Genomic DNA, 12,986 nt, shown 5'->3' with positions numbered 1-12,986 from the left:
GCAGAGAGATTTCATGCATCAGTATAATGATTTTATTATACCTCAATAGCTGATTTTTCAGGGGTATCTTTATCGTGTTGAGAACGGAAATGCTCTTCTAGTTCTTCAAGTGTACGCCCCTTTGTTTCCGGCATGAATTTGTAAACAAAACCGATTGCCAATATACCCAACGCCACGAATATAAAGAAGGTAAAAGACAAACCTGCAGAGCTAAGCAATATCGGAAATGCAAAGCCGATCATAAAGTTTAATATCCAAAGGAAAAAAACACTTATTCCAGAACCAAGCCCTCTTAATCTTTGAGGGAATATTTCTGCTATGACCAGCCAAGTCACAGGCCCTACGCATCCTTGCATAAAGGCAAGAAATAAAACGGTCAAAGAAAGTACAGCATAAGGGAGTGCTGCAGATCCATCAAGCACTATTGAGAATACTGCTATTAATAAAAGTGCTGTCGTGGTCCCCGCCAAACCAATCAATAATATTGGTCGCCGGCTCACTTTTCCAACCAGCCAAATCCCAAATATAACTGCAATGACTGAAATCAAACCATTTCCAATATTAGCGATTAAAGCCGCTTTTGTACCAAAACCAGATTCTTTAAGGATTTGAGTGCCATAATACATAATCGAGTTCACGCCTGTAATTTGATTCACCATGGCAACACCGATTCCAATCAGTAAAAGACGGCGCAGCCATGGTGTAGAAAAGTCGCTGAGTGATGCCTTCTCCAGGGTATCTTTTTCTACCGCTGCTTGTATTTCTCTACATTCAGCCTCTGCACGTTTCTCTTCTCGAATTTGTTTAAGAACACGCAGCGCCTCACTTTTTTTGCCTTTGGAGATTAGCCATCTCGGGCTTTCTGGAGCCTTGAGCATACTGGCAAATAACATTAAAGCCGGAACGGCACAAAGGACCAGCATGTATCTCCAAACATGTCCGGTATTTGCCATTGTAACACCAAGAATCGCATTAAAAACATATGCTAGAAATTGCCCGCCGACAATCATTAGCTCATTTTGAGTTACCATTCGTCCTCTCTTCTCATGCGGTGCCATTTCTGCTAAAAAGGCCGGTACCATCGCTGAAGCTCCCCCAACAGCCAGCCCGAGCAAAAAACGAAAGACCACCATGATTAAAACATTAGGTGCTAACGCTGTTCCAAGTGATGCCAGAAAGAATAAAAAAGAAAGATTAAGGATCATATTACGGCGGCCATAGCGATCAGCTAATCTGCCGCATAACAACGCTCCGAACGCCGCACCTAATAAAAGAATGCTTGTAACAAGCCCTTCTGTAACCGGTGTTAACTGAAGCTGATCTGGTCTTGCCATAAAAGGCAAAGCTCCATTTATAACTCCGGTGTCATATCCAAAGAGAAGCCCTCCAAATGTTGCTGAAATCATTATTAATTTCAATCTTCGATTTCGATGTTCATTCATATCCATTTCCCCTGCCTTTATTAAGAATACTTAATAAGTTCTTTCAGTGTGGATATTGATACAAAACTAAAGTCATCTCTATCTTAGACTTCTGCCTCTGGGTTTGTAATCGCTTTCATATTTCATCGATAGAATACACATAAGCGATGAATTGTTATGTTGTAGTGATGTTTTTGTCACATTATTGTCATATCTGATATTATCATAATTCCAAAAGCGTTTTCAATCAATATAATCTTCAGAATTGTTTGTTTCCTTTGTGTGATAGGTATGTTTTTGTCACTTCATTGTGAAGTTTACATTTTGACTGTAAGCATTCAATGTAATCTCCCTTAGCGTTATGGATATTTTTCATTCACAAAAAATGTACAACTCGTTATAATGATGATGTTTAACCGATTTAAAGGAGAGCATACAAGAACTTACATTCTAGAGAGGAAATCATATGAAGAAAGTTTTGGTCAGTATTATCGCATTCGTTTTAAGCATTACTTTGGCAGCTTGTGAATCAAATCACGCAGAAAAAAGCCATTCAGATTCTAATGACACAGAGCAAGTCTCTCAAGATACTCAATCTAATGAAAATAAACAGCCAGAACAAAAGGCTGGCACATCTCATTCAAAAAATCATAAGAAATTGGTGAATGTTACATTAGATAGAGCAGTTGATGGAGATACGATTAAGGTTATTTACAACGGAAAGGAAGACACAGTTCGCTACTTGCTCGTTGATACACCTGAGACGAAGAAACCACATTCTTGTGTTCAACCATACGGTGAAGATGCGTCAAAACGAAATAAAGAATTGGTCAACAGCGGTAAGCTTCAGCTGGAATTTGATAAAGGCGATCGCAGAGATAAGTATGGAAGACTGTTAGCTTACGTTTATGTCGATGGCAAGTCTGTTCAAGAGACATTATTGAAAGAAGGATTGGCCAGAGTAGCGTATGTATATGAGCCTAACACAAAATACATAGACCAATTTACGAAAGATGAGCAAGAAGCGAAATCAGAAAAACTTTCAATCTGGAGCAGGAATGGTTATGTGACTAACAGAGGATTTAATGGTTGCGTGAAACAGACAAACACTAAGGGTAAAAAAGCAGCAACGTATCAGAATGCATCTCCCAAAGAAAGAATTGAGTGAAACTTCCAGTACAAATGAAAATGAAACCTCTTCTGCTCCATCGTCAACTCGAGGAACAGAAACGTTTGCAAACTGAGTTAAGGAAGATGTAGCTGGCGTGTCTAGTTTCCATTCTGCTTACCAATCTAAAATAGACAGAGGTCATGCAACTATGCCTGTGAAATTTTCTGCTGTATAGTAGTTCCAGGAGATACTATATTATCCTATATGTTTTTATCTGGTTTAGTAACTCCTACAAGATAGAGTTGATCGTGCTTTTTAAACATGAATCTTGTTGAATAATATAAAAATAGCTATTAGATCGTGTAGATAATAAAAAACACCCCTTCACGTTAATGTGAGGGGTTATTTGTGTGCAAATATACTCCCGAATTCAATCAAGAGTTTGGACTGATACCAAATCAGGTTTGAATCAAAACTTAAAAGGATGATTTACTTTTCCCTCCAACAGTCAGTACATTAGTAGTTACATTAGCACTGCCATTACTTTGATATCCCTCTACCGTTAGCGCGGTTTCATACATCTTACCCATTGGCATTCCTAAGCTTTCCCACTTCTTGAAGTGTTCGCTGACAGATACGGTTCCGCTCGTTCGTTTTGTCTGCCGGACACTCCAATACTGTTTAAAGGTTGCGATACCTATAATGGAAGGTTGGTTGATTCGAGTGGTCTCATAAATATCATATGTGCCCCCATCAACAGTAAAAGTACCCTTTGGCGTTCCGGTCGGTCTATAGGTGCCCCAATTATCTACGATGTAATATTCTACGAGCGGATCTTTCGTCCATCCATAAACACATAGATAGGAATTTCCGCCCGGATTGAAGGCTGCGTTGTAATTCATTGATATGTTTCCAAGCTCTGAGTGAGTCTTGGTTGTATCGAATTTCTTGCCTTTTCGGAATAAAGCATTCCCAATGTTACTCCACTGGGCACTAAATGCGCCGCCGCTATTGAGCGTCATACTGGTGTTCCCATAATCCTTCCACAATTCATAATCATAGCCATCTTGAGAGCCAGTTTGATTTGAGGTAATAGTAGTTGCCGCCTGTGCGGGCCATGCAGGTAATGTCAGCGCTAGACTAAATAAAACCGCTAACAAAAACTTCATTCTTTTTTGTTTCATTCGGTATTCCTCCTGTTTGATTAGGTTGTATTTAGACCTTACCGTAATGTTTGTTCTCACCATTTCTCAAAAAAAGGCAGCCATAGTAGTTATATTATTGTTCCTGCTATCAGTTAAGTTACTATTGTAATAGCTTAGTGTTTTGTGATTAAAAATATTGCTATGTCATTAAAGGTCTTTGATGATGATTAATCGTTAATTGTTCTTTCGTTGATCTCCTGACAAAAAATACACTCTTTACGAATCACACTTATGATTAGTTTTTTCGAAAGCTCTTCAAAGCTGCATTTAGATCCTTTGTGTGTGTGTAAATTTTCTTATACAACTCGAATAGTGTTTTATATTTTTGAACATTTTGTTGCTTTGGATAAAATGCAGCAGCTTCACGAATGAACTGCTCTGCGCATTCTTCAAGGGATTCAAACCATCCACTTCCAAAGGCAGCTAGCATAGCGGCCCCCATGGCTGGACCTTGTTCATTTTCTAACTTAATCAACTTCGCATTGAAAATATCAGCTTGCATTTGCAGCCACGTTTCATTTTTAGCTCCCCCACCAATAGAAACAACAGTATGAACTGATTTTCCTGCTTCGCGGAATAGCTCAACTGATTCATGTAAAGAGAATGTGATGCCTTCCATTATTGCCCTCAAAAAGTGCTCTCTTTTGTGGGCTCCATCCATTCCGATCAAGCTTCCCCGAATAGAAGAATCTGCATGTGGCGTTCTTTCACCAACCAGATAAGGAGTGTATAGCAGTCCATTGGCCCCTATCGGAATAGATTCCACCCCCTGCAATAATTGCTCAAACGCTTCGTTTGGTGCAAACGTTCTTTTAAACCAGTCCAAGCTGTATCCTGCAGCGAGCGTGACTCCCATCGTATAAAAAGAATCCTTTTTTCCATGATTAAAAAAGTGCACTTTCCCTTTAAAGTCTCTTTCTTTGCCTTCTTCGTAGGAAAGTATGACCCCTGACGTCCCAACACTGCATAATGTTTTTCCGGAAGAAAGAATCCCCGCTCCAATAGCACCGCAGGCATTATCTGCTCCCCCAGCGTACACTTTTGTTTTTTTCAATAGCCCTGTCTCCGCCGCAACGTTCGGAAGCAGCGATCCTACACATTCATGAGATTCAACAAGCGGAGGACAAATATCTGCAGAAATACCAAATTGATTGCAAATATCATCGCTCCACTCCTTGCGAGTAATATGTAAAAGTAAAGTTCCTGCTGCATCGGAGTATTCGGTGTGAATCGCACCAGTCATACGGAATCTCACATAGTCTTTCGGAAGCAAAAAAACAGCAGTTTTATTAAAAAGTTCAGGTTCATGTTCCTTCACCCATAACATTTTAGGTAATGTAAACCCTTCTAGAACACGGTTTTTTGTGATGTCAAGCAGGTTATCGCCAAATTTCTCGGTTATCCTGATACATTGAGGCGTCGTTCTGGTATCATTCCAAAGAATGGCATTACGTAACACCTGACGATCTTTGTCAAGCAGTACTAACCCATGCATTTGTCCTGAATAGCTTATCCCGTCAATATCCTTGGCTTGAACATTGGATTTAGAAACCAATTCAGCCAATGCTTCAATTGTTTGCTGCACCCAGTCTTCAGGGTTTTGCTCACTATATCCCACCTTCTCTTGGATGAGCGGATAACTTTTGGACGTTTCTGCACAAACTTTGCCGTTTTGATTGACTAAAATGGTTTTAACAGCACTCGTTCCAAGATCTATTCCAATGACATACTTCATTTTTTCACTCCTTAACCTTTTAAAAAACCATTCACTTTAAATAAATCCCAATTATAGAAATTACCCGTCATAACAATAAGAAATAGTAAAGGAATCATGACGGGTAGTTAGGTGACTTGGCTATCTTGCTATATCTTCTTATAGATGGATCTGGGGCTCCTCTTTCTTCTGTTATACTTCTAAGATGTATTGGTTCAATATCGCTTTTAATCGCTCCTGTCTTCCAGATTCGTTTTTAATTGTTTTATTATTTAGCGCATATTGCTCAAGAGTATGGAAATTAGCTCTTCCTTCTGTAATTTCAAGACCAATTCCTTCAGTAAAACTGCGATAACGATGTTGAATCACATCTTCAAACACACGATCTTCGATTAATTTGTGGGCTACTTTCAATCCTCTTGCAAATGCATCCATCCCTGCAATATGGGCGTATACTAAATCATCAGGCTCAAAAGAAGATCTTCTGACCTTCGCGTCAAAGTTTAATCCACCGCTTCCAAGGCCGCCATTTTGCAGGATTTCGTACATTGCTAATGTCGTAGAATATAAATCTGTGGGAAATTCATCCGTGTCCCAGCCTAAAAGAGGATGCCCCTGGTTCGCGTCAACAGAGCCGAGAAGACCATGTACTCTTGCCATGCGTAATTCATGTTCGAATGTATGCCCGGCTAATGTGGCATGATTGGCTTCTAGATTTAATTTAAAATGATTGTCTAAGCCATATTGCTTCAAAAAGGCAATGGTTGTTGCTGCATCTGTATCATATTGATGGGTGGTCGGCTCTTTTGGTTTTGGTTCAATCAAAAACTGCCCTGTATACTCGATTTCCTTCGCATAATCTACTGCCATATGCATAAATCTTGCCAAATTATCAAGCTCAAATTTTAAATCGGTATTTAACAATGTTTCGTATCCTTCACGGCCGCCCCAAAATACATAGTTCTCGGCGCCAAGCTCTTTTGCTGTTTCTAACCCTTTTTTTACTTGTGCTGCAGCATACGCAAACACATCTGCATTGCAAGAAGTCGCGGCACCATGGACGAAACGGGGGTTTGTAAACATGTTCGCAGTATTCCATAATAACTTAACGTTGCTATTTCTCATGTAATCCTTAATCATGCCCACGATAATATCTAAATTTTGATTTGTCTCTTTTAACGTACTTCCTTCTGGTGCAATATCTCGATCATGAAAAGCAAAAAATGGTGCATCTAGTTTTTCAAACATCTCAAATGCTGCTTCTACTCTCGCCCTAGCTAGATCCATGCCTTTATAGTGATCCCATGGTCTTTGCATTGTAGCTGCTCCAAAAACGTCTGTGCCATCAGCAGTAAATGTATGCCAATAGGCAATAGAAAATCGCAAATGCTCTTTCATCGTTTTTCCGCCGATTACTTCTTGAGGATTATAATATTTAAATGCTAAAGGATTAGTGGAAGCTTTCCCTTCGTAAACCACTTTGTTTACGCTTCCAAAATAGTTAACCGAACCAGAATGAGATTGAGCCATGTGATTTCCCCCTTAAAAATAAATTCAAATACAGGCGCATTGTATGTCATATTGTAAGTAAGTTGTACATTAGTTTGTTGCCCAAACAAACTAACTTATTTTAATCTTATATAACCTCATCAGTATTTTCAATATTTTTTTAGTTATTTATGAACACATTCGATATAATAAAGGTAAGATTCGCTATGTACTATGTTTCATACTGAAAACACAAAAATTTCAACTTAATTTAAAGGTTATACAAATGGAGTGGATGAAGTGGATATCGCAGATCAAACCTTTGTCAAAAAAGTAAATCAAAAGTTATTATTAAAAGAAATACTTAAGAATTCACCTATTTCAAGAGCAAAATTATCTGAAATGACTGGATTAAATAAATCAACTGTTTCATCACAGGTTAACACGCTGATGAAAGAAAATCTTGTATTTGAGATAGGTCAGGGACAATCAAGCGGCGGAAGAAGACCTGTCATGCTTGTTTTTAATAAAAAGGCAGGATACTCCGTAGGAATAGATGTTGGTGTGGATTATATCAATGGCATTTTAACAGACCTTGAAGGAACGATCATTCTTGATCAACACCACCATTTGGAATGCAATTCTCCAGAAATAACGAAAGACATTTTAATTGATATGATTCATCACTTTATTACGCATATGCCACAATCTCCGTACGGGCTTATTGGTATAGGCATATGCGTGCCTGGACTAATTGATAAAAATCAAAAAATTGTTTTCACTCCGAACTCCAACTGGAGAGAAATTGACTTAAAATCTTTCATACAAGAGAAGTTCAATGTGCCTGTTTTTATTGAAAATGAGGCAAATGCTGGTGCATATGGAGAAAAAGTATTTGGTGCTGCAAAAAATCACGATAACATTATTTATGCAAGTATCAGTACAGGTATAGGGATCGGTGTTATTATCAACAATCAATTATATAGAGGGGTAAGCGGATTCTCTGGAGAAATGGGACATATGACAATAGACTTTAATGGCCCTAAATGCAGTTGCGGAAACCGAGGCTGCTGGGAATTGTATGCTTCAGAGAAGGCTTTATTAAAATCTCTTCAGACTAAAGAGAAAAAAGTGTCCTATCAAGATATCATAGACCTCGCCCATCTGAATGATATCGGCACCTTAAATGCATTACAGAATTTCGGATTCTATTTAGGAATAGGCCTTACCAATATTCTTAATACATTCAATCCACAAGCCATCATTTTAAGAAACAGCATAATTGAATTGCATCCTATGGTTTTAAATTCAATTAGAAGTGAAGTGTCGTCCAGGGTTTATCCCCAATTAGGCAATAGCTATGAATTATTACCATCTTCCTTAGGAAAGAATGCACCGGCATTAGGGATGTCTTCCATTGTTATTGAACATTTTCTAGATATCGTTAAAATGTAATTCATTATTAAAATGTACAAATCTCTATGTTCTACGCTCATCTTCAAAGATGAGTTTTTTGTTTTGTTATTTTAATGTTGAATAGGACAATTTTGTTAAGGAATATTTACGTATGATACCTTCTCATATGAAAAAGGAGTCCTAAAATAGAAGTCTCCTTTTTCACGTACAAATTATTTTTCTTTATAGCGAAAATATTTAAAGTCGGCCGGAATATGATTACCACTGGTATCTTGACATTGCATCCCTACAAAGGCTCCTGTAAAGAACCCTCCTCCCCGGATGTAATCATCAGATAATTTTTTCGATTCCAATGCAATGTTAATTTTGTGCCAATCTTCCTTGTTAAAAGAATAGAAATAATAATATTTTTCCTTTTCAATATTTACTCTTAAATATACATACTTTACTTCACGAGGAATAACAATTTTATTTTTTAATGGTTGTGAAAAAGAAAAGTTATCACATATTGTTAATTCAAGAATCCGGCCAAGTTCTTCATCATGCGTGACTTGAAGAGCCGTCCAGTTCTCTGTATTGTAATAGTTCACCAATCCAGCGGCTTGTTGAAAATTCTCCGGATAAAACTCAATAGCAGTTTCCGCTTCAAAATGGAGACTTTGCCAACGTCTTGCTACAAATGCCTGAGTAAATGTCGAGGTTAATGATTCATGACCGAATAATCGCAAATGACTTGGCACTTGAGTCAATGAACCTAATTCATTCGTAAACGGGATCCTTAAAGTTTGAAAATTAATATTTAATTTCGAATCCTCAAATTCATCAACTTCCGGGTACGTTGCTGGAAACATTTTTTCGGGTATAGAAGGCGCTTCTACCTCCAAGCTTCCTTCTTTTCCACCTACTACATAAGGCCATTCATCTTTCCAATAGAGTTTTTGAATAGCTGTTTCTCTGCCTAAAGGACAATATCCTCTTTGCTGAAAAATTGAATCATCGTCAGGATGAATAGGACGTCCCGTTAAATGAGCCAAATACCACTCACCTGTATGTGTTTGAACAATCGATGCATGTCCACATTTTTGCAGTGGATTTCCTGGATCATGCCATGACGTTAGGATTGGATTATCGGGATGAACTTCATATGGGCCTTCAATATTTGTAGAACGGGCAATTGTAGCAGCATGTTCGAACCGTGTTCCTCCTTCTGCAGTTAATAAATAATAATAGTTCCCGATATGATAAAGGTGCGGAGCTTCTGTTAGTTTTCTATCAGTTCCTTTAAATATAACTTTCGGTTTACCGATTAATTTTTGCTCCTTATCAGAATACTCCTGTATGACAATTCCTCCAAATGAGTGCCGATCAATACGCTGATCCCATAACATATTTAATAAATATTTTTTTCCATCCGTATCATGGAACAAAGAAGCATCAAACCCCGAACTATTTAATTTAATCGGCTCCCCCCAATCACCATTAATGGTTTCACAAGTAACTAAATAATTGTGACAATCTTTCCAAGCGCCATCTACTACCTTAACATCAGTATAGATCAGCCAAAACTTTCCGTCACTATAACTTAAACATGGTGCCCAAACCCCGCCTGAATTAGGGTTCCCTTTCATGTCTAATTGTGAAACTCTCTGTAATGGATGTGCGACTAAGTGCCAATTCACTAAATCTTTTGAATGGTGTATCTGGACACCTGGAAACCACTCAAATGTAGACACAGCGATATAATAATCCTCTCCTGCCCTACAAATACTTGGATCGGGATTGAATCCTTTAAGTACTGGATTGATAATCTTCATTTGGAACTCCTCCTCAGCTATTTTCTTTTGACTCATTATTTCTTAAGCCTTGAAATCATCAATATGATCCAAATAAACTTTATCTCTATTCTCTAATTCTCGTACCATGTTTTTATATTTTTTCTCGTCTAAATTATAGAAATTAATATCAATCATGGCTAGAACCAGCAAAAACACTGGAATAATGGTTGTTGTAATTAAAATTCCCGTTAATGCCTCCGGAGTTTGTGCCTGATTTGCCACATACCCAAATTTGTCTAGAACCAGCCCAGGAATAACTCCTCCCAGGGCCATACCAAACTTAAAGAAAAATCCGATGATAGCGTATATGAGCCCACCCATTCTTTTCCCAGTCCTGTACTCTCCATATTCTATTGTTTCAGGAATGAGCGCCCACATATATCCTCCGGCAGTGAGACTTCCAGCAGCAGCGATTAATCGAAAGAAAAGTATGAGGTATACATTACTTGGCGGAACAAACAGTAAAGCTAAGAGGCCGATAATATTCAGTAATAATGCATAGTTTAGTAATTTCTTCTTCCCCAATAATTGATGTAGCTTTGGAATAAACGGTAAAATGACCAAAGCGGGCAAACTTCCTATCAAACCGTACCACTTCACTAAATCCTCTCTTTCTAAGTTATACGTTACGTAATAAATGCCAACCGAATTACTGATTGAATTCACTCCAAAAATAATAATAAAGAAAATACTTAATACAACAAGTGGACGATTAACACGAAATTGCTCAAATATATCAGATAATTTAATTTTCTCTTCAGATTTTTGAAGAGTGACACGCTCTTTTGTGCTTTTAAAACAAAAGATTAAAAGGCCCCCGCCTATCATTCCCAAAATACCCATGGTTAGTTGCCAGCCAAGAGATTCGTTGCCGGAAGTATCGCTTAAATAGGCAGCCAGTAAGGGAACAAAAAATGCAACGACAAGTCCCCCAAGATTCGCAAATAACATACGGACAGATGTTATACTAACAACTTCTTGATTATTTCTAGTCATTGCAGAAGTTAACGCGCCATATGGAACGTTTATCATTGTGTATGTAAGCGACAAGCCAACATAGGTCATATAGGCATATATTAATTTCCCCATATCCGAAAAATCTGGGGTTGTAAAACAGAGTATTGCCAGTATGACAAATGGAAAAGCTCCGAATAAAAGATACGGTCTAAAGCGTCCAAACCTGCTATTCGTTCTGTCAACTATTGTTCCAATAAAAGGATCAGCAAGAGCGTCGATTATTCTAACCACCAAGAACATAGTACCGGCTGTTGCTGCCGATAAACCAAATACATCTGTATAGAAAAACAAAAGATAAGTAGACACTGTTGCATAAATTAAATTACATGCAAAATCTCCAGACGCATATCCAACTTTTTCAACCATGCTAATCTTCTTTACATTTTCACTGAGCATGATTTCTCCCCTTTTCGATCCTTTAATAAGGAACAGTATGAAATGGTATAACAATTCCCTTAAACTTATGGACAGGAAGTGTTTATAAAAGCGCTTTCAAAGAGAATTATAGTGATTTACGTTCACAGAGCATTTTCATCATCTAAATGGTGATCAACAAGCAGTAAACTCATCTTTTTTCGTCATACCTTATATGCCTGCAAAAGGAAAAAAGCCTCGTTCTTTCGTTCATACATTGTTTAGCTCCAATTAAATCGAGCCTCATCTCCCTTCCATCCATATTTAGTAAGAACCTTTTTCTTATGGACAATTAAAATTCGTCTCATTAGTTTGTTGATCAAACAAACTAACTTGATTTAATATTATAAAATCCTTTCGCCTTTTTCAACGTTTTTTTCAGAAAAATCGAATTCGTCTGAGATTTGCCTTCATTTTCTTTATTCAGTTTCTTAAATATTTAAGAAATGTCACGTATCAATTAATGCCCAGTCCTTCTTGATATAGTTTCGTAAACATTTCTAAGACTATGAAACAAGTGGCAAAGATTCACCTAAGCGAAACAAGGAATTGGTTAGCAGTAATTGGTTAGCAGTAATTGGTTAGCAGTGGCAAGCTGTAATTGAAGTTTGATGAAGGTGATCGCAGAGATTAGCATCACCTTCTACTCGATCTGCTTGCACTGAAGTCCAACTAACTTCCTGTGAATTCTTTCTCGCTTCTTGGAAATATCCATCCAATTAGAGTTATTCTGCTAAGTTTCATATTTAGAGTACAGCCTTCATCATTGTGTATTGAGAATTATAGAATAGCTAAGTGCGATCAAAATCCCGGTCGAATTTACTGCCATAGAGAAAATTGTTGTTTCCTCAGTCAAAACAGAGTCTGGATTTTTGGTAACTATCAGGATTGTTTCAGCGTGTATAAGGACAAGGATTGTGATAATTTAAGCTGCTGTCTTTGCTCTGTTTTGCAGAAACACTGAGTCCCATATCCAAAAGATGATAGCAAATGAAATGCTAAATAAGTAAATTTCGTACCCCATTAGAAAGTCTAAGGTGTTCTTTGGATCAGTAATCACAGCGAAGACTAACCATACTAAGAAGGAAAAGAATATGTATATGAGTAAATATTTCAGGTTAAACCTTTTTGATTTGCGATTTAAGAAATATTGGACAGGTGCTGCAAAAATTAAATAAAAGATAAAGAGAATAACACTTATTAAGAAGTATGGAATGTAGCCATCATAATCAATGCCAAAAATATAAACAACAGCAGCTGATAATGCAGACAAAACATGAACAAATATGATCCTTAAAACTTGCATGTTTATTGCCCCTTTCTTAATGAATGTTTCTTCAATTGTTTAAACCACTCCTTCTTTAA

Annotated in this window: 9 protein-coding genes; 2 read left to right on the top strand and 7 right to left on the bottom strand. The window is 37.6% G+C overall.

Annotation, left to right across the window (positions count from 1 at the left end):
* Nucleotides 1–35: 35 nt before the first annotated feature.
* Nucleotides 36–1,448 carry a sugar porter family MFS transporter gene (locus GYO_RS31760; protein WP_041520972.1) on the bottom strand — a complete coding sequence of 471 codons (1,413 nt, stop codon included), beginning with the start codon at nucleotides 1,446–1,448 and terminating at the stop codon, nucleotides 36–38.
* Between the two features lie 439 nt (nucleotides 1,449–1,887).
* Here GYO_RS31760 and GYO_RS31755 point away from each other — a divergent pair, with 439 nt between their 5' ends.
* Nucleotides 1,888–2,589, top strand: a complete 702-nt coding sequence (locus GYO_RS31755) for a thermonuclease family protein (protein ID WP_014113898.1) — start codon at nucleotides 1,888–1,890, stop codon at nucleotides 2,587–2,589.
* A 419-nt stretch (nucleotides 2,590–3,008) separates the two neighbouring features.
* Here the strand turns inward: GYO_RS31755 and GYO_RS31750 are convergent, their stop codons facing one another.
* The 3 genes from GYO_RS31750 to xylA form a co-directional block, all read right to left on the bottom strand.
* The gene (locus GYO_RS31750; RefSeq protein ID WP_014113897.1) at nucleotides 3,009–3,716 is read right to left on the bottom strand and encodes a glycoside hydrolase family 11 protein; all 708 of its coding nucleotides are present in this window, start codon (nucleotides 3,714–3,716) and stop codon (nucleotides 3,009–3,011) included.
* A gap of 256 nt (nucleotides 3,717–3,972) precedes the next feature.
* The gene (gene xylB / locus GYO_RS31745; RefSeq protein ID WP_014113896.1) at nucleotides 3,973–5,472 is read right to left on the bottom strand and encodes a xylulokinase; all 1,500 of its coding nucleotides are present in this window, start codon (nucleotides 5,470–5,472) and stop codon (nucleotides 3,973–3,975) included.
* A 171-nt stretch (nucleotides 5,473–5,643) separates the two neighbouring features.
* Nucleotides 5,644–6,981 (bottom strand): xylose isomerase, encoded by a 1,338-nt coding sequence (xylA, locus tag GYO_RS31740; RefSeq protein WP_014113895.1) that lies wholly within the window; start codon nucleotides 6,979–6,981, stop codon nucleotides 5,644–5,646.
* 258 nt (nucleotides 6,982–7,239) lie between these two features.
* Between xylA and xylR the strand changes: the two genes are divergently transcribed.
* Nucleotides 7,240–8,394 carry a transcriptional repressor XylR gene (gene xylR, locus GYO_RS31735; protein ID WP_014113894.1) on the top strand — a complete coding sequence of 385 codons (1,155 nt, stop codon included), beginning with the start codon at nucleotides 7,240–7,242 and terminating at the stop codon, nucleotides 8,392–8,394.
* A 173-nt stretch (nucleotides 8,395–8,567) separates the two neighbouring features.
* Here xylR and xynB read toward each other — a convergent pair whose 3' ends face one another.
* From xynB to GYO_RS31720, 3 genes are all read right to left on the bottom strand, one after another.
* Entirely contained in the window at nucleotides 8,568–10,169 is a 1,602-nt protein-coding gene (xynB, locus tag GYO_RS31730; RefSeq protein WP_014113893.1) for a xylan 1,4-beta-xylosidase, read from the bottom strand.
* A 42-nt stretch (nucleotides 10,170–10,211) separates the two neighbouring features.
* Nucleotides 10,212–11,603, bottom strand: a complete 1,392-nt coding sequence (locus GYO_RS31725) for an MFS transporter (protein WP_014113892.1) — start codon at nucleotides 11,601–11,603, stop codon at nucleotides 10,212–10,214.
* Between the two features lie 943 nt (nucleotides 11,604–12,546).
* The gene (locus tag GYO_RS31720; protein WP_014113891.1) at nucleotides 12,547–12,927 is read right to left on the bottom strand and encodes a UPF0715 family protein; all 381 of its coding nucleotides are present in this window, start codon (nucleotides 12,925–12,927) and stop codon (nucleotides 12,547–12,549) included.
* Between the last annotated feature and the right edge of the window lie 59 nt (nucleotides 12,928–12,986).

It is taken from the genome of Bacillus spizizenii TU-B-10, assembly GCF_000227465.1.
Classification (GTDB): Bacteria; Bacillota; Bacilli; order Bacillales; family Bacillaceae; genus Bacillus; species Bacillus spizizenii.
This window is presented reverse-complemented; position numbering and strand designations above follow the sequence as displayed.

Excerpts from the sequence above, each read along its gene's own strand:
- GYO_RS31760 (WP_041520972.1), bottom strand. The coding sequence starts at position 1,448 with ATGGATATGAATGAACATCGAAATCGAAGATTGAAATTAATAATGATT.
- GYO_RS31755 (WP_014113898.1), top strand. The coding sequence starts at position 1,888 with ATGAAGAAAGTTTTGGTCAGTATTATCGCATTCGTTTTAAGCATTACT.
- GYO_RS31750 (WP_014113897.1), bottom strand. The coding sequence starts at position 3,716 with ATGAAACAAAAAAGAATGAAGTTTTTGTTAGCGGTTTTATTTAGTCTA.
- xylB (WP_014113896.1), bottom strand. The coding sequence starts at position 5,472 with ATGAAGTATGTCATTGGAATAGATCTTGGAACGAGTGCTGTTAAAACC.
- xylA (WP_014113895.1), bottom strand. The coding sequence starts at position 6,981 with ATGGCTCAATCTCATTCTGGTTCGGTTAACTATTTTGGAAGCGTAAAC.
- xynB (WP_014113893.1), bottom strand. The coding sequence starts at position 10,169 with ATGAAGATTATCAATCCAGTACTTAAAGGATTCAATCCCGATCCAAGT.
- GYO_RS31725 (WP_014113892.1), bottom strand. The coding sequence starts at position 11,603 with ATGCTCAGTGAAAATGTAAAGAAGATTAGCATGGTTGAAAAAGTTGGA.
- GYO_RS31720 (WP_014113891.1), bottom strand. The coding sequence starts at position 12,927 with ATGCAAGTTTTAAGGATCATATTTGTTCATGTTTTGTCTGCATTATCA.